24 protein-coding genes are annotated in these 25,439 nt (G+C 65.6%); 12 read left to right on the top strand and 12 right to left on the bottom strand.

Annotation, left to right across the window (positions count from 1 at the left end; translation table 11 throughout):
* Positions 1-30 precede the first annotated feature (30 nt).
* The 4 genes from pnp to L338_RS03225 all read left to right on the top strand — a co-directional run bounded on the left by pnp (position 31) and on the right by L338_RS03225 (position 6,826).
* Positions 31-2,157, top strand: coding sequence for a polyribonucleotide nucleotidyltransferase (gene pnp, locus L338_RS03210; RefSeq protein ID WP_022696914.1), 2,127 nt, complete (start codon positions 31-33; stop codon positions 2,155-2,157).
* A gap of 162 nt (positions 2,158-2,319) precedes the next feature.
* Positions 2,320-3,639, top strand: coding sequence for a hypothetical protein (locus L338_RS03215; protein ID WP_022696915.1), 1,320 nt, complete (start codon positions 2,320-2,322; stop codon positions 3,637-3,639).
* 168 nt (positions 3,640-3,807) lie between these two features.
* On the top strand, positions 3,808-5,772 hold the full coding sequence (locus L338_RS03220) for a DUF885 domain-containing protein (RefSeq protein WP_022696917.1): 1,965 nt from the start codon (positions 3,808-3,810) through the stop codon (positions 5,770-5,772).
* A gap of 217 nt (positions 5,773-5,989) precedes the next feature.
* Complete coding sequence (locus L338_RS03225; RefSeq protein ID WP_022696918.1) at positions 5,990-6,826, top strand: CAP domain-containing protein; 837 nt, start codon at positions 5,990-5,992, stop codon at positions 6,824-6,826.
* Between the two features lie 61 nt (positions 6,827-6,887).
* Here the strand turns inward: L338_RS03225 and L338_RS03230 are convergent, their stop codons facing one another.
* From L338_RS03230 to L338_RS03245, 4 genes are all read right to left on the bottom strand, one after another.
* Positions 6,888-7,706: an enoyl-ACP reductase FabI gene (locus L338_RS03230; RefSeq protein WP_022696919.1), complete on the bottom strand. Its 819-nt coding sequence runs from the start codon at positions 7,704-7,706 to the stop codon at positions 6,888-6,890.
* A 38-nt stretch (positions 7,707-7,744) separates the two neighbouring features.
* Positions 7,745-8,959 (bottom strand): beta-ketoacyl-ACP synthase I, encoded by a 1,215-nt coding sequence (gene fabB, locus L338_RS03235; RefSeq protein ID WP_022696920.1) that lies wholly within the window; start codon positions 8,957-8,959, stop codon positions 7,745-7,747.
* A 16-nt stretch (positions 8,960-8,975) separates the two neighbouring features.
* A complete protein-coding gene (gene fabA, locus L338_RS03240) occupies positions 8,976-9,491 on the bottom strand; it encodes a bifunctional 3-hydroxydecanoyl-ACP dehydratase/trans-2-decenoyl-ACP isomerase (protein WP_022696921.1) in 516 nt (171 codons plus the stop codon).
* 149 nt (positions 9,492-9,640) lie between these two features.
* Entirely contained in the window at positions 9,641-10,129 is a 489-nt protein-coding gene (locus tag L338_RS03245; protein WP_022696922.1) for an SH3 domain-containing protein, read from the bottom strand.
* A gap of 116 nt (positions 10,130-10,245) precedes the next feature.
* Between L338_RS03245 and L338_RS03250 the strand changes: the two genes are divergently transcribed.
* Positions 10,246-11,274, top strand: a complete 1,029-nt coding sequence (locus L338_RS03250; protein ID WP_022696923.1) for a 2-hydroxyacid dehydrogenase — start codon at positions 10,246-10,248, stop codon at positions 11,272-11,274.
* 48 nt (positions 11,275-11,322) lie between these two features.
* Positions 11,323-11,523, top strand: coding sequence for a hypothetical protein (locus tag L338_RS03255; protein WP_022696924.1), 201 nt, complete (start codon positions 11,323-11,325; stop codon positions 11,521-11,523).
* Here the strand turns inward: L338_RS03255 and L338_RS03260 are convergent.
* Positions 11,503-12,135 (bottom strand): MarC family protein, encoded by a 633-nt coding sequence (locus tag L338_RS03260; RefSeq protein ID WP_022696925.1) that lies wholly within the window; start codon positions 12,133-12,135, stop codon positions 11,503-11,505. The genes L338_RS03255 and L338_RS03260 overlap by 21 nt on opposite strands.
* Positions 12,136-12,242: 107 nt before the next feature.
* Between L338_RS03260 and L338_RS03265 the strand changes: the two genes are divergently transcribed.
* Positions 12,243-13,157 (top strand): MBL fold metallo-hydrolase, encoded by a 915-nt coding sequence (locus tag L338_RS03265; RefSeq protein WP_022696926.1) that lies wholly within the window; start codon positions 12,243-12,245, stop codon positions 13,155-13,157.
* A gap of 300 nt (positions 13,158-13,457) precedes the next feature.
* Here L338_RS03265 and L338_RS03270 read toward each other — a convergent pair whose 3' ends face one another.
* A complete protein-coding gene (locus tag L338_RS03270; protein ID WP_022696928.1) occupies positions 13,458-14,225 on the bottom strand; it encodes a HesA/MoeB/ThiF family protein in 768 nt (255 codons plus the stop codon).
* A gap of 151 nt (positions 14,226-14,376) precedes the next feature.
* Between L338_RS03270 and L338_RS03275 the strand changes: the two genes are divergently transcribed.
* Together L338_RS03275 and L338_RS16905 are read left to right on the top strand one after the other, a co-directional pair.
* Complete coding sequence (locus L338_RS03275; protein WP_022696929.1) at positions 14,377-14,796, top strand: hypothetical protein; 420 nt, start codon at positions 14,377-14,379, stop codon at positions 14,794-14,796.
* Between the two features lie 11 nt (positions 14,797-14,807).
* Positions 14,808-15,194, top strand: coding sequence for a PIN domain-containing protein (locus tag L338_RS16905; RefSeq protein WP_241762229.1), 387 nt, complete (start codon positions 14,808-14,810; stop codon positions 15,192-15,194).
* A 683-nt stretch (positions 15,195-15,877) separates the two neighbouring features.
* Here L338_RS16905 and ttcA read toward each other — a convergent pair.
* A complete protein-coding gene (gene ttcA / locus L338_RS03285) occupies positions 15,878-16,732 on the bottom strand; it encodes a tRNA 2-thiocytidine(32) synthetase TtcA (protein ID WP_022696932.1) in 855 nt (284 codons plus the stop codon).
* A 79-nt stretch (positions 16,733-16,811) separates the two neighbouring features.
* On the opposite strand from ttcA, the gene pdeM reads away from it, so the two are divergent.
* Positions 16,812-17,522, top strand: a complete 711-nt coding sequence (gene pdeM, locus L338_RS03290; protein WP_022696933.1) for a ligase-associated DNA damage response endonuclease PdeM — start codon at positions 16,812-16,814, stop codon at positions 17,520-17,522.
* On the opposite strand, the gene L338_RS03295 is transcribed toward pdeM, so the two are convergent.
* The 4 genes from L338_RS03295 to L338_RS03310 form a co-directional block, all read right to left on the bottom strand.
* Positions 17,519-18,085 carry a DUF3429 domain-containing protein gene (locus L338_RS03295; protein ID WP_022696934.1) on the bottom strand — a complete coding sequence of 189 codons (567 nt, stop codon included), beginning with the start codon at positions 18,083-18,085 and terminating at the stop codon, positions 17,519-17,521. The two genes, pdeM and L338_RS03295, sit on opposite strands and share 4 nt — an antisense overlap.
* On the bottom strand, positions 18,082-18,858 hold the full coding sequence (locus L338_RS03300) for a TIGR02186 family protein (protein WP_022696935.1): 777 nt from the start codon (positions 18,856-18,858) through the stop codon (positions 18,082-18,084). Before L338_RS03300 ends, L338_RS03295 begins: the two co-directional genes overlap by 4 nt.
* A gap of 3 nt (positions 18,859-18,861) precedes the next feature.
* Positions 18,862-19,785 carry a sulfite exporter TauE/SafE family protein gene (locus tag L338_RS03305; RefSeq protein ID WP_022696936.1) on the bottom strand — a complete coding sequence of 308 codons (924 nt, stop codon included), beginning with the start codon at positions 19,783-19,785 and terminating at the stop codon, positions 18,862-18,864.
* Positions 19,786-19,854: 69 nt separating this feature from the next.
* Positions 19,855-23,142, bottom strand: a complete 3,288-nt coding sequence (locus L338_RS03310; protein ID WP_152485802.1) for a peptidoglycan-binding protein — start codon at positions 23,140-23,142, stop codon at positions 19,855-19,857.
* 191 nt (positions 23,143-23,333) lie between these two features.
* Here L338_RS03310 and L338_RS03315 point away from each other — a divergent pair, with 191 nt between their 5' ends.
* Both L338_RS03315 and L338_RS03320 read left to right on the top strand, forming a co-directional pair.
* Positions 23,334-23,750, top strand: coding sequence for a very short patch repair endonuclease (locus L338_RS03315; RefSeq protein WP_022696938.1), 417 nt, complete (start codon positions 23,334-23,336; stop codon positions 23,748-23,750).
* Between the two features lie 59 nt (positions 23,751-23,809).
* Entirely contained in the window at positions 23,810-24,424 is a 615-nt protein-coding gene (locus L338_RS03320; protein WP_022696939.1) for a hypothetical protein, read from the top strand.
* An 82-nt stretch (positions 24,425-24,506) separates the two neighbouring features.
* Here the strand turns inward: L338_RS03320 and L338_RS03325 are convergent, their stop codons facing one another.
* Positions 24,507-25,388 (bottom strand): cation diffusion facilitator family transporter, encoded by an 882-nt coding sequence (locus tag L338_RS03325; RefSeq protein ID WP_022696940.1) that lies wholly within the window; start codon positions 25,386-25,388, stop codon positions 24,507-24,509.
* Between the last annotated feature and the right edge of the window lie 51 nt (positions 25,389-25,439).

Consider the following 25,439-nt stretch of genomic DNA (forward strand, 5'->3'; position numbering starts at 1 on the left):
CGTTAGACGCGGCCGGAAGATGAAAGACGTATGTTCGATATAAAGACCGAAACGATTGAATGGGCGGGGCGCGAGCTCACGCTCGAAACGGGCCGCATGGCCCGCCAGGCCACGGGCGCGGTTGTCGCGACCTATGGCGACACCAAGGTTCTGGCGACGGTCGTCGCCGAACCCAAGGCGAAAGAGGGATTTGATTTCTTCCCCCTGACCGTTAACTACATCGAGAAAACCTACGCCGCCGGGAAGATTCCCGGCGGTTATTTCAAGCGCGAAGGGCGTCCGACCGAAAAGGAAACCCTCACCTCGCGCCTGATCGACCGGCCGATCCGGCCGCTGTTCGCCAAGGGGTTCAAGAACGACACCCAGGTGATGATCCACGTGCTCAGCCACGATCTGGAAAATGACCCGGACATCGTCTCCCTGGTTGCGGCCTCCGCCGCGTTGACCATTTCCGGCGTGCCTTTCATGGGCCCGATCGGGGCGGCGCGCGTGGGCGTGATCGACGGCGAATACGTCATCAACCCCTCCGTGGACGAGCTGGAAGACTCCGACCTCGACCTGGTCGTCGCCGGCACGGGCGATGCGGTGATGATGGTCGAATCCGAAGCGAAAGAGCTTTCGGAAGAGAAGATGCTGGGCGCGGTCATGGCCGGCCATGAATCGTTCCAGCCGGTGATCGACGCGATCATCAACCTGGCCGAGAAGGCGGCGAAAGAGCCGTGGGACTTCCAGCCGGAAGACCGCTCGGAGCAGAAGGCCCAGCTTTCCAAGCTGGTCGAGAAAGAGCTGCGCGACGCCTACAAGCTGTCCGACAAGACCGAACGCCGCGCCGCCATCGACGCCGCCAAGGAAAAGGCTGTCGAGAAGCTGGTCGCGACCGAGGAAAACCCGGACGGCATGACCAGCCAGGTCTTCAATGATGTCTTCAAGTCGGTGGAAGCCTCCATCGTCCGCGGCGACATCATCAAGACCAAGAAGCGCATCGACGGCCGCGCGCTGGACGAAGTCCGCCCGATCATGGCGGAAGTCGCCACGCTGCCGCGCGCGCATGGCTCCTCGCTGTTCACCCGCGGCGAAACGCAGGCCCTCTGCGTCGCGACGCTGGGAACCGGCGAAGACGAGCAATATGTCGACTCCCTGACGGGGACTTATAAGGAGACATTCATGCTCCATTATAATTTCCCGCCGTTTTCCGTCGGCGAAACCAGCTTCCGTCTGGCTCCGGGCCGCCGCGAAATCGGCCACGGCAAGCTGGCCTGGCGCGCTCTCAAAGCGGTCATGCCCGACGCCGAGGAATTCCCCTACACGATCCGTCTGGTCTCGGAGATCCTGGAATCCAACGGTTCCTCCTCCATGGCGACCGTCTGCGGCGGCGCGCTGGCGATGATGGATGCGGGCGTGCCGATCAAGCGCCCGGTCTCCGGCATCGCGATGGGCCTGATCAAGGACGAGGACGGCGTTGCGGTCCTGTCCGACATCCTGGGCGATGAGGACCATCTGGGCGACATGGACTTCAAGGTGGCCGGCACGTCCGAAGGCGTGACGTCCCTGCAGATGGACATCAAGATCGCCGGCATCACCCGGGACATCATGGAAACCGCGCTGGAGCAGGCCAAAGGCGGCCGTCTCCACATTCTCGGTGAAATGAACAAGGCCCTGACCGAGTCCCGTGGCTCGGTGGGCGAATACGCGCCGCAGATCGAGACGCTGACCATCCCGACCGACAAGATCCGTGACGTTATCGGCACGGGCGGCAAGGTCATCCGTGAAATCGTCGAGACGACCGGCGCCAAGGTCGACGTCAATGACGACGGCGTGATCAAGGTCGCCTCCAGCGACAAGGCCTCCATCGAGCAGGCCGTGAACTGGATCAAGGGCCTCACGGCCGAGCCGGAAGAAGGCGAGATCTACAAGGGCAAGGTCGTGAAAGTCATGGACTTCGGCGCCTTTGTGAACTTCTTCGGCCCGAAGGACGGCCTGGTGCATGTTTCCCAGATGAAGCAGGAGCGCGTGGGCCATCCGTCCGACGTGGTTGCCGAGGGCGACGAGGTCTATGTGAAGCTTCTGGGCTTCGACGACCGCGGCAAGGTCCGCCTGTCCATGAAGGTCGTGGATCAGGAAAGCGGCGAGGAAATCTCCGAAGACAACGCCGAATAGGCAGCGTCTTCGCGGCCCTGGATAAAAAAGCGAACCCCCGTCAGTTTGGCGGGGGTTTTCTTTTGCCTTCAAATACGAACACGTGTAGTAGCCCCTCTTTGCCAAAAATACCTGTGACCCAGCCGCCAGCGCCGGATCGCAGACCTATCCTTTGGGGGACACGTGAAAACCGAATATCTGATCGCCGGAGCGGTGTTTGCCGCCGCCGCCGTGAGTACGCCTGTGAGGGCGCAGCAGGGTCGCATCGGCGGCCCCGTGGGCATCGACACCGGCTTGACTGAAGCCCTGACCGATACACAGGAACACCTGACGCAAGACGCTTCATACCTGCTGCGGATGCGCAAAGACGGCCGCCTGCCGTCCAATTCCCTGACCGTCAGCGGCCTTTTCAAGGCCGGTTATTATTACGAGCAAACGGATACGGCCGGGAAATACCCGATCCTGAGCCGTTTCCCGAACCAGCACGGCACGGGAAAAGACAATTCCGAATTCGTGATCAATGTCGCGGCGGTCTCTCTGACCGGCACGCTGACCGACTGGATCACGGCCTATGCTCAGATGGAATATTCAGAGATCAATTTCGCGCGTGACCAGGACGAGGTGCAACTGCGCGAATATTACGCGGTCCTTGGCAATCTGGACGTGTTCGGCGGCTATCTGGCCTATGGCCGCAAAACCGTCGATTTCGGCGAGCAGTTTGGCTACAACCCGTTCACCCACTCCATCAATCAGCATTTTTTCTGGACCCTGGCGGACGAGCCGGTTCTTGAACTGGGCTATGTCGGCGATACATGGCGGGTCTCCGGTACACTGGCAGAGGGCGAGCGCATGCTCCGCGTGGGCATGTCGACGGACCGAGATGGCGGCCTAGGGACGAACTTCGCGCTGAAAGCGGAGAAGAGCTTCCTGCTGGAGGGTGATCGCTCTCTCCGCGTCTCGGCCTCCTATCTCGACGGCACGATCTACAACAATAATTTCACGGCCCATACGCTGGCCTCGATCGACCGGCCCGGCCCGCCGAACGCGCCGCTCCCGCCGAATGTCTATATCGCCTATGAAAACGGCGCCTGGGATCTCGGCGCGGAATATCTTTCGCCGCGTTTTGATCTGGCGGTGGAATATACCCGCTCGACCGATATCTGGCCGGCGACCTCCTTCAACACTGATACGGGCGAGAAATACGACGGCGCGCGCGATCTCGACGCGCTCTCCATCATGGGCCGGTACAAGACCGAGATCGCAGGCTTCCGAACCGATTTCAGCGCCGTCTGGTCACAGTCCATACTCGGCCCCGAAGACACCGAGTTCGATGATGTTTACCAGCACGTGCTGGGCGCAGAAATCCACATCAATCCGTATCTCGATCTGGGGGCGGAGATTGTTTTCAACGAAGGGTTCCAGCCTTTCGTCGGCATTCAGGACGTGTCCATCTCCTCGGTGCAGTCGCAGGTTGGCATACTGGGCGTAACCGCGCGTTTCTAGCGCCGCGTCCCGCCAGCGATGAAAGGCCGCCGTCCCGGAAGGGGCGGCGGCCTTTTTCTTTGCAGCGCCGCCTTGCCGCGCGGGTCGGCGCCGATCAAGATGCGCGGCAATCCAAGCAACGCCGCGAACCCGCAGCCCATGGGTCCGCAAAGGGGAGAGACAAATCACATGAGCCTGAAAACAATGCTGCTGCTCGGCGCCGCCGCGCTGGCCCTGACCGCCTGTGGCGATCCCGCCGCCGATAATGCTGAAACCGAAGGCGCGGCCCCGGCCGAAACCGCCGAAAACGCGGCCCCTGAAACCGATACGGCTGCAGGCGAAAGTCCGGTTGTTACCGAGGCCCAGCAGGAAGCCCGCGCCGAATTCGACGCCGCGATCCAGCAGGTCACCGTCGAGCTGTTCCGCGAGAGCCCGGAATTCGCCACCTATCTGGGCCTGCCGCAGGAAATGATGGGCGGCCCCTACAACCACCACTGGGGCGATTACGGGCCGGAGGGCGATGAGGCCGCCCGCGCCATGGCGCGCGACTTCCAGTCCCGCCTGGACGCGGTCGATCCGGAGCCGCTGGACCATAACCGCCGCCTGACGCTGCGCCTTCTCAAGGACCAGATCGACGCCGGCATCGCCGCGATGAACGTCGCCGATTATGGCGTCGGCAGCCCGGCGGGCTTCACCGTCTATCCGGTCACCCAGCTGTCCGGCCCGCACATCGACATGCCCAATCTCCTGCAGGCGCAGCAGCCGGTGCAGGATGCGCAGGGCGCGGAAGACTATCTCGCCCGCCTTGCCGACATGGCGCGGGTGCTGGATGAATCCATCGCCATCATGGAGCGCGACGCCGAACAGGGCGTGGTTCCGCCGGACTTCGTGCTGGAGAAAACGCTGGCCGTGATCGAGCGATTCATCGCCGACGCCCCGACCGACAGCATCCTCTACACCGCTTTCGACAAGAAGCTGTCGGATGCGGAGATCGAGGGCGCGGACGATTATCTCTCCCGCGCGGAAACCACGATCACCGACATTGTCTATCCCGCCTATGGCCGTCTGGCCGATACCCTGACCACGCTCAGCGAGGATGCGGTGCACGAGGCCTCGGTCTCGCGCCTGCCCGACGGCGCGGCGCTTTATAACGCGCTGATCCGCATCAATGCGGACGAGCCGGACCTGACCGGCGACGACATTCACCAGATCGGCCTGGACGAGGTGGACCGCATCCATGAGGAAATGGACGCCCTGTTCGCCGAGATCGGCATGACCGAAGGCACGATTGGCGAGCGCATCACGGAGCTCTCCACCAATCCGGAATATCTCTATGACGATACGCCGGAGGGGAAGGAGCAGGTGATCGCCGACCTGAACGATCAGGTCGAGGAAATCCGCCCGCTTCTGGACGAGTATTTCGGCACAGTCCCCCCGCAGGCGCTGGAAATCCGCCGGGTCCCGAGCTTCTCCGAGGAATCCGCGCCGGGCGGTTATTATGACCTGCCCTCGCTGGACGGGTCGCGTCCGGGCATCTACTGGATCAATCTGCGCACCACGGCGATCTGGCCGAAATGGGCGCTGAAGACCCTGACCTATCACGAAGGCATTCCCGGCCATCACTTCCAGCTGGCCATCAATCTGGACAATCAGGATACGCCCCTGCTGCGCAAGCTGACGGCCTCCACCAACGCCTTTTCGGAGGGCTGGGGCCTGTATTCGGAGCGTCTGGCCAAGGAGATGGGCCTGTATGAGGGCGACCCGCGCGGCGATATCGGCCGCCTGCAGTCCGAACTGTTCCGCGCCGCGCGCCTGGTGGTCGACACCGGCATGCACGCCAAGGGCTGGAGCCGCGAGGAAGCCATCGACTTCATGGTCGATTCCGGCGCGGTGACCGACCGCTCCGACGCCATCGTGGAGATCGAGCGCTATGTCGTCTGGCCGGGCCAGGCGCTGGGCTACAAGATGGGCATGATCAAGATCCTGGAGCTGCGCGAGAAGGCGCGCGAGGCGCTGGGCGAGGATTTCGATATCCGGCAATTCCACGACAAGCTGCTGGTGGAAGGCGGCCTGCCGCTGACCGTCATGGAAGCTGAAGTCGATAAATGGATCGCCGAACAGCAGGCGGACGGCAGCGCCGACCCGGCCGAATAGGCCCCGCTTTCGTCACCCGTTTTTGACATTAGTGTCACAAACAAGAGGCCGGTCCGGTTGCCCGGGCCGGCCTTTTCATTTGGCGCTTTCAGCCGGCGTCCGTCTCTATCCTCATAGGAATCAAGGGCTTGATTAATAAGCTCGCTTCCGGATTCCGCTGAAAATTTCACAAAACTCCGCTTGACCCAACTCTGTCACACGGCGGAGCATGACACTCATGTTACATAAACTGTGTCAAACTGTCGCAGTCCTGGCTAGCGCCAGCGCTGCTTTCGCCGGGCCCGCCCTGGCGGCTGGTGACAATGCGTGTCGCGTCGCCGAAGCGGGCCTGTCCACTCAACTGGAGGCCTACCTCGACGAGGCGTCGCACTGTGTCGCGCAACCGCCGGAAGGGGTCACCCTCCGCAATGATGTCGAGGCCGAGCTGGTCCGTCAGATCAATGAACGCCGCGCCGCGGCGGGCGAGGATCCGCTGCGCCTGCGCTATGGCCTCTATAACGCGGCCCGCCTGCACGCGGTGGATATGGCCGCGCGCGGTTACGCCGCGCATGAGGACCCGGAAGGCCGCGGCCATCTGCAACGCGCCCGCGCCATAGACCGCACCGCCCTGTTCGGGGCGATGGGCGGAAATGTCGCCGTGGTGAGACAGGCCGACGCCAGTCAGGTCGATGCGAAAATCGCCGCCGATCCGGTCAATGCCGCCAATATCCAGCGTGAGGAATTCACGCATATGGGCGTTGGCGTCGCGGAAGCCGGCGGCCGTCTCTACGCGGTCGAGGTCTTCGCCCGCGTCGATGGCGAGCTTCGCGACCCGATGCCGGCCCGCGTTTCCCGGCTGGACAATGTCCGTCCCGATTTTGCGGACAACTCCTTCGCCATGGAAACCGTGCGGCTTGAGAACGCCGCCGGGGACGAGCTGGGCGTCAGCATCAATTCGCGCCTCTCGGGCGTCGCCCTGACCGGCGAGACCGCCTATCTGGACGTTTCCGCTCGCGGCGGCGACACCGTCTACACCCTCTACGGCCCCTCCGTCACGGCCAGCCGCGACGACTAGGGACAGCCGACAACCAGGGAAAGAAAAAGGCCCCGGAAATCTCCGGGGCCTTTTTTATTCTCTATTCCTCGTCCTCGCCCGGGTCCGGCACGCCGACGATGTGGAAGCCGGCGTCCACGTGCAGCACTTCGCCCGTGCAGGACGTGCCGAGGTCGGAGAGCAGGTAAAGCGCCGCGCCCGCGACGCCTTCCATCTTGGTGTCTTCCTTCAGAAGCGACCAGTCCTTGCCCGTCTTCATCAGGGAGCGCCCGCCTGAAATCCCGGCCATGGCCAGCGTCCGCATCGGGCCGGCGCTGATCGCGTTCACCCTTATGCCCTGCGGCCCCAGATCGCGCGCGATATAGCGGGTGGAGGCCTCCAGCGCCGCCTTGGCGACGCCCATCACGTTATAGCTCGGCACAACGCGTTCGGCGCCCAGATAGGTCATGGTCACCATCGACCCGCCGTCCGCCATCAGGTGAGAGGCGCGCTTGGCCGCGTCCACGAAAGAGAAGGCGGAGATTTCCATGGCGCGCTTGAAGCCCTCGCGCGTGGTGTTCTCCGTGAAGCTGCCCTGCAGCTCGTCCTTGCCGGCGAACGCGATGGCGTGGACCAGGAAGTCCAGCTTGCCCCAGCGCTTCTCAATCTCGGCAAAGCACTTGTCCATGTCCTCGTCAGAGGCGACATCGGCCGAGACCAGGAAGTCGGAGCCGAGGGATTCGGCCAGCGGGCGCACCCGCTTCTCCAGCTCGCCCTGATAGGAAAAGGCCAGTTCGGCGCCCTGCGCGGCCATCTGCTGGGCAATGCCCCAGGCGATGGAGTTCTTGTTGGCGACGCCCATGATAAGGCCCTTCTTGCCTTTCATCAGCTCGCCTTTCGGCATCGGATTGTCGTCGGACATCTCTTCCCGTTCCCTCGTCTGTTCTTTCTTGTCTCAGCCTAGACCCGGCGCATCACCAGCGACCCGTTGGTGCCGCCAAAGCCGAAGCTGTTGGACATCACCGTGTCCAGCTTCGCCTGCCGCGTCTCGGTTGCCACGTCGATTTTCGTCTCGGCGATCTCCGGGTCCATTTCCTCGACATTGATCGAGGGGGCGATAAAGCCGTCGCGCATCATCAGCAGCGAATAGATCGCCTCCTGCGCCCCGGCCGCGCCCAGGCTGTGGCCGGTCATCGACTTGGTGCCGGAAATCGCCGGGCCGTCATCGCCGAACACCCGCGCCACGGCCTTCGCCTCGGCAATATCGCCGACCGGCGTGGAGGTGGCGTGCGGGTTCAGATAGTCGATCTTCGAATCCACGGTCTCCAGCGCCAGACGCATGGCGCGCTCGGCGCCCTCGCCGGACGGGGCCACCATGTCCGCGCCATCGCTGGTCGCGCCATAGCCGGTCACTTCGGCGTAGATGTTCGCCCCGCGCGCCTTGGCGCGCTCATATTCTTCCAGGATCACGATTCCCGCGCCGCCCGCGATCACGAAACCGTCCCGGTTGGCGTCAAAGGCTCGGCTGGCGCGCTCGGGCGTGTCGTTATATTTGCTGGACATCGCGCCCATGGCGTCGAACAGGACCGACAGCGTCCAGTCCAGCTCCTCGCCGCCGCCCGCGATCATGATGTCCTGCTTGCCCCACTGGATCTGCTCGGCGGCGTTGCCCATGCAGTGCAGCGACGTCGTGCAGGCCGAGGCGATGGAATAGGACATGCCCTTGATCTTGAATGATGTCGCCAGCGGCGCGGAGCCGGTGGACGTCATCGCCTTGGGCACCGCGAACGGGCCGACCCGCTTGGGGCCTTTCTCGCGCGTCACGTCGGCGGCCTTCACGATGGCCTCCGTGGACGGCCCGCCCGTGCCGACGATCAGGCCGGTGCGCGGGTTGGAGACTTCATCCTCGGAAAGGCCCGCATCCTTGATGGCGTCCCGCGCGGCGATCCACGCCCATGCCGCGCCGTCGCCCATGAAGCGCAGATCCCGCTTGTCCACGATGCCCGCCGGGTCCAGGCCCGGATCGGCGTGAACCTGACAGCGGAACCCCATCTCGGCGTATTCTTCCGCGCGGACAACGCCGGAGCGGCCGTCCTGCAGCGATTTCGAAACATCGTCCAGCGTCGAGCCGATCGGCGAGACAATGCCCATTCCCGTTACGACAACGCGTCGCATCAGCGCATCCTCCCTTTTACAATTCTTCCGGTTTGAACAGCCCGACGCGAAGGTCTTCCGCCTTGTAGATCGTCTTGCCGTCCGCCTGCACTTCGCCATTCGCCAGCCCAAGGACCAGGCGGCGATTGATCAGGCGCTTTATGTCGATTTCATAGCGGACATGCTTGATGTCCGGGGTGACCTGGCCGGTAAACTTCACTTCGCCGACGCCCAGCGCGCGGCCTTTGCCCTCCGCGCCGGTCCAGCCCAGGAAGAAGCCGACCAGTTGCCACATGGCGTCCAGCCCCAGGCAGCCCGGCATCACCGGATCGCCCTCAAAATGGCAGCCGAAGAACCAGTTGTCCTCGGAAACGTCCAGTTCGGCCACCGCCTTGCCCTTTTGAAACGCGCCGCCATCGGCGGTGATCTCGCTGATGCGGTCGAACATCAGCATGGGCGGCAGGGGCAGCTGGGCGTTGCCCGGTCCGAACAGGCGTCCGTGGCCGCACTCAAGAAGGTCTTCGTAGCTGTACGCGTTTTTCTGGTTCGCCATGAAATTCCGTCAATCACGCAAATGAAACATGCGAAAAGTGTCCGCCATGCGCATATCATCGCAAACCGGCGGAAAGCCCGCGCCAAACTGTTATCATTTCGTGACAGATGCAATGGGCGCGCGGCGCCTTAAAGCGGCTGCGCGCGCTGTCAGGGGCCGGGGCGTTCGTCCGCGTTCAGGCCCCACAGATCGGCGGCGCTGATCCACCCTTCGAACCCCTGCGCCTCTGTGCGGCACCAGCCGGCGTCACAGCGTTTCAGGACCAGAACCGCCCCGGCCTCGGCCACCGCCTCTATATCGCTGTCGCGCGCCGGATCGCTGCGCAGGGCCGTGTCGCGCATGGGGATAACCGCGCGCGCGCCGTCCAGCGTGCGCTTGTGCATCCACACCAGATCCCCTTCAGGATCCATCACGCGGCGCCAGTTTTCCGTTTCCGCCACCACCTGCACGGGCAGGCCCTGACGCTGATAGGTCCAGCGCACGGGATGGTTGGGGCTGGGGCCGGCGCGGCCGTTCACCTCGGTAAATTTCAGCGTCACGAAACGCGGCACCGGCAGGCCGGAGGGCGTGGGCGCCATGGCGTGCGCGGCGGCCGGCAGGAAGGCCGCTATCAGGATCAGGCATCGCAGGGCGCGCATGACGGTTCGCCGCTCTCTTAAGGTCGGGCCAGTCGGGAAGTATGAATCATCGCCCCGTCATGATGAAAAAGACGTAAAGGCGGCTGCGCCATTGGCTGCGCGCGCCGCGCTCTGCTATGCCGCTTCATTCCGCCATCCGCGCGAAACGAAAGGGACGTGTCCAAGTGCCGAGCAAGCCCGTTGTCGTGGTCACCCGCAGACTGCCCGATCCGGTCCAGACCCGGATGCGAGAGCTGTTCGACGCCGAGTTCAATCTGGAAGACCGCGGCCTCACCCATGACGAGCTGAAGGCCGCCGCCGCCCGCGCCGAGATTCTGGTCCCCACCGTTTCGGACGAGATCGACGCCGAAATCATCGCCGCCGGCGGCGACTCCCTGAAGATGATCGCCAATTTCGGCGCCGGGGTGGACCATATCGACCGCCGCGCCGCGCACGATCAGGGCATTGTCGTCACCAACACGCCCGGCGTCCTGACAGAGGACACGGCCGACATGGCGATGACCATGATCCTGGCCTGCGCCCGCCGCCTGTCGGAGGGCGAGCGCGTCCTGCGCGCCGGCGGCTTCAGCGGCTGGGCTCCGACCTGGATGATGGGCCGCAGCCTGCGCGGCAAGCGTCTGGGCGTCATCGGTCTGGGCCGCATCGGACAGGCCGTGGCGCGCCGCGCCCGCGCCTTCGACATGCATGTCCACTACCACAACCGCAATCCGGTCAGCCCGGCCATCGAAAAGGCGCTGGAAGCCACCTACTGGCCGGAGCTGGACGACATGCTGGCCCATGTCGACGTGGTCAGCGTCAACTGCCCCTCCACGCGCGAAACGCGGCACTTGCTGAACGCGAAGCGTCTGGACCGCCTGCGGCCGGAGGCGCTGCTGGTCAACACTTCCCGCGGCGACGTCATCGACGAGGCCGCGCTGGCCGGGCGCCTGAAGGACGGCCGTCTCGCCGGCGCCGCGCTGGACGTCTATGAGAACGAACCGGACATCCACCCGACCCTGCTGGAGCTGGAAAACGCCGTCCTCGTCCCGCACATGGGCTCGGCGACCATCGAGAGCCGAACGGCGATGGGCGAGAAGGTGATCGTCAATATCCGCGTGTTCACCGATGGCCACCGGCCGCCGGACCGCGTGCTTTACGAGGGCTGACGCGCAGTTCCTCGCAGAACCATAGACCTCCAGCCACGTTTCACTGTCATGCTGAGATATATTCTTTTTGGCCTTCTGGGCCTCGCCGTCTTCCTCGCCGCGCTTCTACTGGGCGCGGCGCTGGGCGTTCTGTTCACCGGAATCGTGATCGGGATTCTGGGTATTCTGTTCGTCGCCGCGCTCGCCTGGCTGTCGCGCAAGGCGTTTGCCCCCAAAGGCGGCGAAGATTCAGGCGGCGAGGCCGGGTAGCAGCCCGCTAAAGCCGACCGCGATCATTTCCATCGCGATCGCCGCCAGGATCAGGCCCATCACCCGCATCAGCACGTTCATGCCGGTCACGCCCAGCAGGTTGGACATCGGCGTGGCCGCGCGCAGGATCGCGAAGATCACCAGGCCGGAGGCCAGGATCACGCCGGACATCGCGGCCCAGCCCAGAAGCCCGGTCACGCCCTCGCCATAGACGATCACCGCAGCGAACGCGCCGGGACCGGCGATCAGCGGAATGGCCAGCGGGAACACGCCCGGATCGTCCTTCTCCTCGCCCTCCAGCCGCTCCTCGTCCACCGAATGCATGCGCGAGGGCCGCGCCCGCAGCATGGACAGCGCCATCAGGAACAGGATCACCCCGCCCGCGGCCCGGAAACTGTCCAGAGAGATGGAGAAGAAGCCGAGGATGTATTTCCCGGCCACCGCGGTCACCAGCAGGGCGATGGTGGAGGCGATGGCGGCCGTATTGGCCGTCCGCGCCCGTTCGGCCCGCGTGGAGTCCGATGTCATCGACAGGAAGATCGCCGCCGACCCCATCGGGTTGGTGACCGCGACCAGCGCCGCGAAGAAGGGGATCATCGCCATAAAGTCCATGACCCGAGCGCATCGCTTATTGCGGATAAGTTGTCAAAGCCTCATCCGCGCTCCATTTTCATAGCCGACATGCAGATTTGCGCCCACTAAAGCGAAGGAAACCCGCCATGCTCCGCACGCTCGCCGCCGCCGCGATGCTCGCCGCCGCCCCCGCCGCCGCTCATGACGCGCACGAAAAACAGGCTGGCCAGGACTGGCCGTTCGAGGTCGTGAACATCGCCCCGAACCTGTTCATGCTGGAAGGGCGCGGCGGCAATGTCGGCGTGCTGACGGGCGATGACCGCACCTTCATCATCGACGACAAGTTCGCCGACAACGCAGAGCAGATCCGCGCCGCCATCCAGTCGGTGGAGGGCAATGCGGTGGGCTATGTCGTCAACACGCACTGGCACGGCGACCATACAGGCGGCAACGCTTCGTTCGGGGACCAGGCCACCATCATCGCCCACGAAAACGTGCGCCAGCGCCTGTCCACCGATCAGGAATCGGAAATCTTCGACCGCTCCACTCCGGCCAGCCCGGAAGAAGCCTGGCCCGTGGTCACTTTCACGCGCGACGTCACGCTGCACCTGAACGGCCAGACCGCACATGTCGAACACATCCCCAACGCCCATACCGATGGCGACGCGGTGATCTATTTCACCGAGGCCGACGTGCTGCACATGGGCGACATCTTCTTCAACCAGTCCTTCCCCTTCATCGACACGTCCTCCGGCGGCTCCATCGACGGCTTCATCGCCGGACTCGCGCGCGGGCTGGAGATCGCGGGCGAGGACACCACCATCATGCCGGGCCACGGCCCGCTCGCCACGCGCGCCGACCTGCAGGCCGCCCATGACCTCGCCGTGATGCTGCGCGACCGCGTGCAGGCCAGCATCGATGAGGGCCTGACCCTGGAAGAAACCCTCGCCGACAACCCGCTGGCGGACCTGGACGAGGACTATGCCGGCTTCATGGACAGCGAGACGCTGGTGAACATCCTCTACCCGGACCTCACCGAAGGCCTCTCCGCGCAGAACTAGGCGGCGGGGCGGCGCGGTTCGCGCCTTGCGCAGCGCGCGCGGAAACCGGCGGGCCGGGTCCGGCGTTATAGCGTCTGATCCGGCCATTCCGACCGGACCGACCGCGGGCCGCTTAACCCCGCACTTTCAGGACGAAACCCATGCCTGACAATAAGAACAAGAACAAACCCCAATCCGGCCAGCCGGCGAAGACGCCGGACGCCAAAAAGGACAAGCCGGCGAACAAGCCGGGCGCCGGCCGGAAATAGGTTCATCAAGGCAGACGCAACAGGAAGCGCGGCGGTCTCCGCCGCGCTTCTTTTATGCGTCGCCCCCGCAAACCGGGCAGGCGGGGTCGGGGGGCAGGGCGATGGTTCGCGCGGTTCCGGCCAGCCCGTCGAATATGGCGAGGCGCCCGTCCAGCGGCTTGCCCGCCCCGGTGATCAGCTTGATCGCCTCCAGCGCCATCCAGCTTCCGATCACCCCGGCCGCCGGTCCCGCGACGCCGATCTGCGCGCAGGTTTCCGCGTCGGGGGGAATGTCCGGGACCAGGCAGCGATAGCAGGGCGGCCGCGCCTCCGCTTCTTTCGTAAGGCCTGATCGGAACACGGCCACCTGCCCGGAAAACCGTTCCACCGCGCCGGAGACCAGCGGCTTGCCCGCCGCATGGCAGGCCGCGTTCACCGCGAACCGCGTCTCGTAATTGTCGGACCCGTCCAGCACGATATCGGCCCGCGCCACGGCTTCCGCCGCGCCCGCCGCGTCCAGCCGCTCCGTGATCGTTTCCACGGCGACATGCGGGTTCAGCGCGCCCAGCCGCGCCGCGCCGGTTTCCGCCTTGGGCGCGCCCGCCTCGTCGGTCGTGAAGAGAATTTGGCGCTGGAGATTATTGAGCGACACGGCGTCGTCATCGGCCAGGATGATCGCGCCCGCGCCCGCCGCCGCCAGGTAAAGCGCGGCGGGGGAGCCCAGACCCCCCGCGCCGACGATCAGCACCCGCGCCCGCTTCAGCGCCTGCTGGCCCGGCCCGCCAATCTCCTTCAGCACGATGTGCCGGGCATAGCGCTCCAGTTCTTCAGGGCTCAGCATGGCGGCGTCCGTCTCGCTAAAAGGGCGTTCTGCCTGATATGGGGCGGCGCGCGGCGATTGTGAATTTTGCGCCTGTCCCGGTTTCACCCTCCCCAACCCGGTCCGCAAGGGTTAAGATGACGTTTATCAACGTCTGTGGGGAGACAGAGTTATGAGCCGCCTGCTTGTTATCTTTTCCCTTTTTGCGCTGGCCGCCTGCGCCACCGCCGAAGGGTATCGCCAGAAAACCTCGCAATGGGTCGGGGTCCACGCCGACCAGCTCCTGCTGGACTGGGGGCCGCCTGTCGACAAGGCCGGCATGTCGGAGGGCCGCGAGATGTGGACCTATTTCGTCGAGGAATCCTACACCACCGGCGGGAACTACACTCAGGTCCCGCATGAGCGCTGGGTCGAGACCGTCGACGAGGACGGCGAGCATATCAAGCGCAAGGAAACGGTCTATGAGAGCGTCTATAATCCGCCCGTCGATCATTTCACCCAGTGTGAGACCCGTTTCGTGATCGCGCCGGATGGATATGTCGAAACGTTCTCCTTCCAGGGCGATGCCTGCGTCGCGGTCGAGGAATCCTGAGCGTCCGGCTAATCCTTGATACCAATGTCTTTGTCGGGGCGGGATTCAATCCCCGCTCCGCCTCGGCCCGCCTGATCGCCGCCGCGCGAGAGGGCGGGCTGATCCTTGTCTGGGCGGAGCAAACCCGCGCGGAGACACGGCGCATCCTTGAAAAAATCCCTCCGCTGGACTGGCCCGCCGCCGCCCCCCTCTTCACGGAGGCGGGCCGCTTCGACGGCCCGCTGGACCTTGCCGCCATGCAGGCCGTCCCCGATCCCGAAGACCGGAAATTCGCCGCCCTCTCCGCCGCAGCCGATGTCCCCGTCGTCTCCAGCGACTCCGACCTCCTCGATGTCCGCGGCGTCATCGGTGCGGTCGTCCTCACCCCCGGCGAAGCCGCGAAAAAAGCGGGACTTTGAGCGGAGTTTCCGGAGGAAATTCGCGTCTTCTAGACCCCGCCTTCGAGACGCCCTTGCGGGCTCCTCAGGCTAAGGCTTGGGGTATGAAACGGTTGTTTCTCCACCCCCTTCCTATCACCCTCACCCTGAGGAGCCGCGCCAAGGGCGCGGCGTCTCGAAGGGCCGGAAAGCAGGGACAAAAACAGAAATATCAGACCGGGTCCCCGCTTGAGCGATACTCCTCCCTGTTCGCTGCCGCGAGGGACCATGAGCTCGGGTCGCATGGGGTGGGGAACGGCGCCGGAGGTGTCGCGGGAGGAGACCTTGCCCGATGACCGCTCCGGCCTGTCGGAAGGGACTGCGAAGGAAAAACGGTCGCAAGGCCAACTTCAGGCAGGTTCAAACGTCAGCGGCGCGCAGCTTCGGTTCGCAAAGCACTCAATAAGTACATACGGCCAGCGTCCGAAACGCGCGCCGCTTCCCTCACCTATCCAACCCTCCGAGGTCACAGGACCTGCGGAGCTTTCGGCGCATCCTCTCCCGAGAGTCCCCGGAATTGGCGTAGCCAATATCCGGGGTCCAGAAACGGCGCGACCGTCGCAGACTGGATCCCGGACATCCGCTGACGCGGATTCCGGGAGCCGAAAAAGAAAAGGGTAAAAAGAAAAGTCCCCTCGCCCCCGAGAGGGGGAAACCATCCCTTCTCAGGAGGAAGGAAACAGCGCCTTGAAATCGAACAACGCCGCATCGGCCATGTGCGAGGCGTTCACGTTGCGCATGGCGTTGGCGAGAATCGCGCGCTGGCCGGGGCGTCTTTCCTCCCAGCCGGCCAGCATCGCCTTGATCGCGCCGCGCTGCAGACCTTCCTGCGATCCGCAGAGCGTGCAGGGAATGATGGGGAAATCCATGTATCGCGCGAATTTCCCGATATCGGCCTCGGCCGACAGGATCAGCGGGCGCAGGACCAGAAGGTCGCCCTCGTCGTTCAGCAGCTTGGGCGGCATGGCGGCCAGCTTGCCGCCATGGATCATGTTCAGGAAGAACGTCTCCACCGCGTCGTCGGCGTGATGGCCCAGCACGATCGCCTGACAGTTCTCCTCCCGCGCCACGCGGTAGAGAATGCCCCTCCGCAGACGCGAACAGAGCGAACAATAGGTGCGCCCCGCCGGCACCTTGTCGGTGACGATGGAATAGGTGTCCTCGGTGACGATACGGTGCTCAACGCCCAGCGCGGCCAGATAATCGGGCAGGACATGTTTCGGAAAGCCCGGCTGGCCCTGGTCCAGATTGCACGCCACCAGCTCCACCGGCAGATGGCCCTGGCGCTGCAGATCCATCAGCACGGCCAGCAGCGTGTAGCTGTCCTTGCCGCCGGACAGGCACACCAGCCAGCGCGGCGGGTTCGCCTCCGCGCCTTCGGGCAGCATGGCGTAGGTTTCCACCGCCTCGCGCGCCAGCCGCGCCAGCCGCTTGCGCAGCTTCTTGAACGTCACCGCGCCCGGCGCGTCCGCGAACGGCGCGGGGGCGGCGGGCTGTTCGGCTGTGATCGCGTCGCTCATCTGCAGAACCTTCTGAACACCGGCGCTTCTCTTTGCGGCGAACCGGTCTAACCTTTCCTCCGCAGCCAAGGAATATCGCATGCAGGCCCCGGCCCGGACAGAGTCATCGCAAGACGTCGCGCTCAACGTGGCGGGCGTCGATATGCTGGCCGATCCGGCGGGCGCGCTGTTCCATGAGGCCGCGCAGATGCTGATCGTCGCCGACCTGCATCTGGAGAAGGGTTCGGCCTTCGCCCAGCGGGCGCGCATGTTGCCCCCCTTCGACACGCGGGAAACGCTGGCGCGGCTGGACCGGCTGATCCGCCGCTACGCCCCGCGCGCCGTCGCCTGCCTTGGCGATTCCTTCCATGACGGTCAGGCGGCGCTGCGCCTCGATGACGCCGACCGGGCGGAGATCGGCCGCCTCACCGGCGCGGTGGATGACTGGATCTGGGTGGAGGGCAATCATGACCCTGCCCCGCCTGTGGAGCTGGGCGGACGCACGGTGGCGGAGTTGGCGCTCGGGCCGCTGGTGCTTCGTCACATCCCGACAGAGGGCGGCGCGCCGGGGGAGCTGGCGGGCCATCTCCACCCTGTCGCCAGGGTGCGGGCGCGGGGCCGGGCCATGCGGCGGCGGTGTTTCGCGACCAATGGCGATCACGCCGTTCTGCCGGCCTTCGGCGCATATGCGGGCGGGCTGAATGTCTGTGATGCGGCGTTCGCCCGCGTTTTCGGCGGACGGCCCGATGCGTGGATCATGGGGGAGTCGCGCGTCTGGCCCGTAACCGCGGGCAAGCTCTGCGGCGACTAGGCGGGCGGCGCCTGGGTGACCGGCACGTCACGCGTCCAGAACACCAGCAGCAGCGACAGGATCGCCCCGGACGAGGCGATCATGCGCAGCGAGGCGTACCAGCCAGGCAGGGTTCCCCGCGTGATCGACCACAGATCCCAGAACAGCATGGCGAGGAAGCCGGCGATGAAGATCGCCATGGTCGCCCGCGGCTGAAGCCCGATCAGGATCACGGCCCAGGCCAGAAGCGGGGGGATGATCGCCAGCACCAGCACGGCCCAGCGCGTCGTTTCGGGCCGCTCCACCATTTCCACCCCCCATCGCGTGCCGCCCAGAAAGCCGAGAATGACGGCGGCATAGGTCAGCAGGGCGTTATAGGCGGTGGCGTTGAACAGCTTGCCTTCCGGGGTGACGATCACCACCAGCGCGGTGATCAGGAAGGGCAGGATGCCCGCCAGCGTCAGGAACATCGCCGGTTTCGGCGCGCCGGAAAACGGCCGCTGGAACCAGGATTCGGGCCGGTGGCCGGCGGGTTCGCGCTGCGGTTCGGGCGGCGGAGGAGGAGGCGTCTGTGTATCGGTCATCGTCTGGCGAATATAGCAGCCGCGAGCCATCCGGCCAGCAATGCGGCCGCCACAGCCAGCAGGCCGTACAGGAAGGGCTGGTTCTGGGCGAGATTATAGACCGCCTCGCCAAGCCCCGCCTTGTGCACGGTCAGGGTCGTGGCGGTCTGGGCCGCGGCCCCGCCGTCGCGGAACAGGATGACTTGCGCCTCGTAATCGCCCACCGGCGCCTGGGCGGGCAGGCGGACTTCGGCGCGGAACAGATTGGCCTCCTGCAACGTCACCTCGCCCGCCTCGTTCCGGTAAAGCCCCTTGTCGGCCTTCAGGCGGATAATGGCGCGCCGGTAATCGCTGATCATCGGCGCGGCGTCGGAGGACTGCACCCCCGCCGTGCGCAGCGGCACATACTCAGCGCTGGCGCCCAGCCGCCGCAGCACGTCGGGCGGGGCGATCTCGTGCAGCGGCCGGGTGCTGGCCGCGGCGTAATAGGACGGCGCCCCGGCAAACGAGGCCGGCTCGGTGTTCAGCCACAATCCGGCGATGCGTTCCTTGCGCATCACGGTCAGGGGCTGGGACGGGCCGCGCAGGATAACCACCAGGTCGTCGCCCTCCCGATAGCCGGGCGCGACGCCATAGATCAGCAGCCGCGCGCCGGTGAAACCGGACGTCACGCGCACTTCCTCGTCGGTCAGGGCGATCGCCACATCCGGCGGACCGGCCGGGACCGTATCCCCGGACGGGCCGGGCGGGTTTTGCGCGGCCAGCAGGAAGAGCGCGGAAACAAGGGCGATCACCGCTCACAGCCCTCCCGGGATCAGCGTGTACATTTCGGACGGCGTGGCAATCAGGTCCCAGGCCAGTTTCAGGCAGACGGCCAGCACCAGCCCCGCCAGCAGGGCGCGCAGCGCCTCCGCCTTCACCTTCATCGCCGCGCGCACCCCGATCTGGGCGCCGATGACCCCGCCAAGGATCAGCAGCAGCGCCAGAATGATATCGACCGTGTGGTTCTGCGTCGCCTGCAGCACGGTCACCAGCGCGGTCACGAAGATGATCTGGAACAGCGATGTGCCGACCACGACATTGGTCGGCATGCGCAGCAGATAGATCATCGCCGGCACCATGATGAATCCGCCGCCCACGCCCATGATGGCGACCAGAACGCCCACCACCGCGCCAATGACAATCGGGGGAATGATGCTGACATAGAGGTGAGAGCGCGGAAACCGGGCGCGCATGGGCAGGCGCTGGGCCAGCGGGCGCGGCCGCCGCCGGCGGGGCCGGGCCACTTGGCCTCCCCGGCGGTCGCGTCGCAGCGCCTGGATGCTCTCGAACGCCATCAGGGCGCCGATGCCTCCCAGGAACACGACATAGGACAGCGCAATCGCAATATCGATCTGGCCGAGGCTTTTCAGCCAGGCGAACAGCTGCACGCCCGCGACCGACCCCGCGATGCCGCCGGCCAGCAGATATAACCCCATGCGCACGTCCACCGCGCCGCGCCGCCAGTGCGCCAGCGCGCCGGAGACAGAGGTCGCGGCAATCTGGTTGGCCTGTGTGGAAACGGCGACCGCGGGCGGCACGCCGATAAAAATCAGCAGCGGCGTCATCAGGAAGCCGCCGCCCACCCCGAACATGCCGGACAGGAAACCGACTCCGGCACCCAGCCCCAGCAGAAGCAGGACATTGACCGAAATCTCGGCGATGGGGAGGTAGATCTGCACCCGCGCCTTCCGCTGGCTCGTCTTTGAAGCCGTCCGGCGGCGCGCAAACGCGCCGTCGTCACTGGCATACTAGCGCCTGCGCGAGACTTCCAGCCGTTCCAGCAAGCGGGGCGACACTTCGCCCGTCTGGGCCAGGCCGTTTTCGCGCTGATACAGGATAATCGCAGCTTGTGTCTGGGGGCCCGAATTGCCGTCCGCCTGACCGATATCATAGCCCAGCTCGGCCAGGATGGTCTGGGCGCGGGCGACAGCAGCCGGGCCGGTCAGCGCCGCCGCGCCGTCTTCGGCGGCGCTGTTGGCGGCGACGTCCAGCGGGCGCGGCTCGAAAGACTGCGTCATCTGGCGCGCCTCGGCGGCGGCTTCTTCCGGAAGTTCGCCGGCGATCCGGGCAGCGCGGGATCCGGCTTCCTCGTCGCCGCTCTGCGCGGCGATCGTGTACCAGGCATAGGCGTCGGGCAGGCTGCGCGGCCGGCCGCGGCCCTGCTCATAAAGGACTGCCAAGTTGAACTGTGAGTCCGGGGCGCCCAGCAGGGCGGCGCGTTCAAACCATTGCGCGGCGGCGTTCATGTCCTGCGAGGCGCCGCGCCCCTCGGCGTACATCACGCCCAGATTGTGCATCGCCTTGCGGTTGCCGTTATTGGCCGCGCGCTCGGTCCACTGGCGGGCGCGCAGCGGGTCCTGCGGCACGCCAAGCCCGGTCTCGAACAGCTTGCCGAGGCGGTATTGCGCCGGGGCGTATCCGCTATCGGCGGCCGCGCGAACCAGACGAACCCCGGCGTCCTGCTCGCCATTCTGCAGCTCGGCCATGCCCAGCTGGAACTGGTCGGAGGCGGGCAGGGCGGAAATCGCCGCGCCGACCGGGTCCTCGCCGCCCGCCTCGGCGGGCCGGGCTTCGGCCTCTGCGGTCTGCGTTTCGGGCGCGGGTTCAGGGTCGGCGGGCTGCGGCCCGGCATCGGCCTGCGCCGGTACATCCGGCGTGTCTTCAGCGCTGGCGGTCTCTGTATCCGCGGCCGCATCCGCGGGCGCGTCGGCCGGTTCTTCAAGCAGGGAGGACAGCTCGTCCATGGAAGCGGGGACGCCGTCATTGGCGGCGGTTTGCGCCGAATCCGGGGCGGCGTCATCGCTTTCGCCGTTCAGCACGTCGCCGACCGTGGGGCCGGTCAGCGGATCGGCCACGCGCGCGCCGCCATCCTGCTCATTGCCGGTAAGGAACAGCATCGCGGCCGCGCCGATCAGGGTCAGGGTGGCCAGCGCGCCGGCGCCCATAAGGATGACGCGGGCCGTGCGGCCTTTCGACGGCTCCTCGCGGCGGCCCAGTATCGGCGATCCGCGGTCGCGGGCATTGCCGCTCTCGCTCTGGCGCATGGCGTTGCGCGCCGCGCTCAGGAAGCCGGGATCGGCCGTGGCGCCCAGCGGCGCGGGGCGCGGCGGGGCCTTGACGGATTCCTTTTCAGGCTGGTCCGGTTTCTTGGCCGCAGCGTCGGCCTGCGCCGGTTCGTCCACGAACAGAAGATCGTCTTCCGGGTCGAAGTCCGAATCGAAATCCAGGGTTTCTTCGTCTTCGGCGCGGTCCGTCTCAGCGTAGACCGACTCCGAGTCCGTTTCCGGAGCCAGCGAAGCGAAAGGGTTGGGACGCGCCTCTTTCTCTTCCGCGGCCGGCGCGGCGGGCTCGTCCACGAAGAAGGCGTCTTCCTCGTCTTCCTCGGCCAGGGCGTCCTCGGCGCGCGGCATGGCGGCGGCCTCTGCCGCCTCATCGGCGCGCCGGGGCTTCGCGGAGCCGTAATCCTCGGTGAAGGTGTCGCGTTCCGTGCCCTCGATGGAATCCAGACGCCGCGCCAGATCGGCCAGCGCCGATTGCACGGGGGACAGCGCGTCCTCGCTTTCGTCCCGCACCGCGTCCAGCTTGGCGCCGACGCCGGCCATCGCTTCGCGGATCATCTGCTGGGTGCGCTTTTCGCTGTCCCGCAGGCGATCTTCCAGCGTGCCGCCGCCCGTCTCGTCTTCTTCCTCGCGCAGCCGCTCCAGCCGGTCGCCGAGCGCGGAAATCGATTCAGCATTGCGCGCTTCGGACGCTTCGAGACGCTCTGACAGGCGCTCGGAAATCTGCGCCACCTCGTCGCCGATGCGGCGGATGGCGTTGGTGGAGTTGGTCTCGACTTCGCGCAGGCGCGTTTCCAGTCCGCGCTCCTGATTGGCCTCGTCCCGCATGCGGCGCTCGGCCGAATCCATGCGCTTTTCGACGGTCTGGCCGAGCAGGGAAATCTGTTCGCCGATTTTCGCCAGCGTGTCGGAATGGCGCTGCTCGCTCTGCGACAGGGACTGTTCCAGCCGTTGCAGGCGCGGGGCGGAAGCCGCCTTCTCCAGCTGGTTGGCCATGTCGGCGCGTGAGGCCTCGATCATCGAGCGCAGATCGCCGGAGAGATCGGTGAAGCGTTTTTCCAGCCGGTCGCCGACGCCGGTCTCGGAATTTTCCTTGATCGAGGTTTCAGCCCCGCGCAGCCGGTCGTCCAGATTGGCGAAGCTGGCTTCCAGCGCGCGCACCGCGTTGTCGGTCAGGCGCTCGGCCTTGCCCAGCCGCTCATTTATGCGGTCGACGGAGGATTTCAGCTCTTCAAGCGTGGATTCGCTGGCGTCGCGATGCGTCTCGAACGCCTGGCGCAGGGACTCGGTCTCACGCCGCGCCTGCATGGCGGCGTGGTCGGACGTGGCGTCGATGCGCTTGGCCAGTTCCTCGCCGGACTTTTCCAGCTTGCCGGCCAGCGCCTCGAGCCGGTCCTCGACCTCGCCGAAACGCTGTCCGGCCTTCTTGTCCCGTTGATGGACATGTCCGGCCACGGTGGCGACGGCGTCTTCCAGCCCCTGCACCGCTTTGACGCTTTCGGCCGGGCGGTCGTCCTCTTCCAGTGTTTTAAGGCGCTGGGCCAGGGACTGGTGCGCCTCGCGCAGTTCGCCCGTCGCGTCATCGGCGCGGTGGGCGGCGTCGTCATAATTGTCTTCGGCTTTGTCGAGGCGGGAGATCAGGCCCAGAATCGACTGGTCCATTCCGGTGATGGCCAGCGTCGAGCGGTGCTCGGCGGACTCGATGCGTTTGGCCAGCGCCCGCAGCTTCTGGTTCAGGCTGTCATCTTCGTCCAGCTCATCGGCGAAGGCGCCGAAATCGGGTTCGGGCGGACCATCCGTGGAGAAGCGTTCGGGCCGGCGCGGCGCATCCGATGCGCCCGGCTCGTCATCCCCCTCCAGGATTATCGCGTTTAACCATTCGCCGAGCGTCTTGCCCTCGCGCCGGGCCGCCTCGCGGGCGGTTTCCCTGGCCTTGGGATCGATCCCCTTAACGCTCCACGGCCCCCCGGCAGCCATGCGAATCACCTCACCAAACCGTTAACAGGACGCTACGCCCCGGCGCCTTTTGTGTAAACGCGAGCAACCCACACCAGATGTTGAGAATTCACTCGCGAATCACAGAGGACGCAATTCCGTTAACACCTAAGGCGCTCTAGGGTTAACGGCGGGTAAAACGGTTAATGGAAATCAAGGATTAAAAGGTTCCGATGTCAGGCGGCGATGTCTTCAGCCCCGAAAAACGCTCCGCCGTCATGCGGGCGGTGAAGAGCAAGGACACGAAACCTGAAATGGCGGTGCGCCGGATGCTGCACGCCGCCGGATACCGTTACCGCCTGCACCGCGCCGAATTGCCGGGAAAGCCGGACCTTGTCTTTGCGGGCCGGAAGAAGGCGATCTTCGTTCATGGCTGTTTCTGGCACGGTCATGACTGCCCCCGCGGCGCCCGCGCCCCCAAGAGCAATTCCGATTACTGGAAAGCCAAGATCGGCCGCAATGTAGAACGCGACAAAAAGGTTGCTGCTGCTTTTGATTCGCTTGGCTGGAAAAGACTTGTCATATGGGAGTGCGAAATTCCGGCGCCGAACTTGCTGGAGAGGGTGCAGAGCTTTCTGGAGCAGGGATAAGCGGACTGCTTTGGTACGATTGCAGGCAGGGCGCTCAAAAGGATTTTTGGAGGACCAACATGGCCACGTCGAATATGGAACAGCGCATTCAGCAACTCGTGGAGAAACTCCGCGCCGCCTCCGAGAAGGCCGGCGTGGAATGGCGCGAGGGGCCGGGCAAGTCCTATATCTTGAGCATTGGCAGCTACGCCATCACCGTTTCCAAGGACAATGATCCGCAGCTGGCGATCTTCGACCAGAACGGCGAGGAGCTGGAAGCGGTCGAGCGCGCCGAGCTGGAAACGCACACCGCCGGCGACGGACGCAACTATGCCGAGCTGTGCGACAAGGTCTGGCGCCTGGCGCGCCGCTCCGCCGGCTCCGCCGAAGCGGCGTTCGACAAGATACTGACGATGCTGGACGACAAGGCGTCCGGCGGAGCGTCCGCCCCGGCGGCGACTCCGGTTCAGACCGAAACCGCGGCGGCCCCGGTCCAGCAGGCCGAGGCGGAAGAGCCGGAACTGGCCCCGCAAGCGCCGCAGGCCGGCATGGATGAGGGCCAGGACGGCGGTGACGATCTCGAAGAGTTCGCCATCGAGCGCCCGGCTGCGTCCAATGGCGCGGCGTCCAGCGCCAATGACGACGACAGCGACGAAGAAGAGGACGCCCCGGCGCGCCGTCCGTTCTGGTCGTAATCATGCGGCCCTGAAGGGCCGTATCTGATTTCAGGGAGAAAGCGGGCTCCGCATTGCGGACGCCCGCTTTTTCTTTGCGCGCTCAGGAGTCGGCGCAGCCTTCACATTCGATTTCCACCGTCGCGTGGGTGATGTGGAAGCGTTCGGCCAGCCGCGCCTTGATCGCCGCCGCGATGGGGTCCGGCATCGATCCGACCGGAACGCGGGCGTGCAGGGTGATCATCGCCTTGCCTTCCGTGATCGACCAGGCATGGACGTGATGCACGTCTTCGACTTCCGGGATCGCTTCCATCAGGTCCGGCGCGATATGGCGCACGTCCAGATCCTTGGGCGCGGCCTCCAGCAGGATGCGGGCGGAATCCTTCGTCAGGCCCCAGGCCGAACGCAGGATCAGCACGGCGACCAGAAGCGAGAGCAGGGGGTCGATCGGCGTCCAGCCGGTCATCCAGATGACCATTCCCGCGATCAGCGCGGCGACCGAGCCCAGAAGATCGCCCAGAACATGCAGGGTGGCGCCGCGGATGTTCAGATTATCCCGGTCCGCCCCGTGCAGCGCCAGGAAGGCGGCGATATTGACCAGCAGGCCCAGCCCGGCCACGGCCATCAGGCCCAGCCCCGCAACTTCCACAGGCTCGGCAAAGCGGCGAATGGCCTCCACCACAATCCAGGCGACGATAACAAGCAGGGCGACGCCATTGACGAAGGCGGCCAGCACCTGGAACCGGTCATAACCGTAAGTGCGCTTCCAGTCGGCCGGGCGGCGCGACAGGCGGAAGGCGAAGAAGGCAAGGCTCAGGGAAACAAAATCGGTCAGCATGTGACCGGCATCGGCCAGCAGGGCCAGGCTGCCGAACAGCACGCCGCCCACCACTTCGGCCAGCATGAAAGAGCCGGTCAGCCCGGCGGCGATCAGCGTGCGCGCCTCGTTATGCGCGTGATGGTGATGTGCGTGGCCGTGTCCCATGTCGGTCCCAGTGCATAGACGACTCGAACGCGGTTTGTCTTGCTACGCTAT

The sequence above is a fragment of the Euryhalocaulis caribicus genome, assembly GCF_000412185.1.
Taxonomy (GTDB): domain Bacteria; phylum Pseudomonadota; class Alphaproteobacteria; order Caulobacterales; family Maricaulaceae; genus Euryhalocaulis; species Euryhalocaulis caribicus.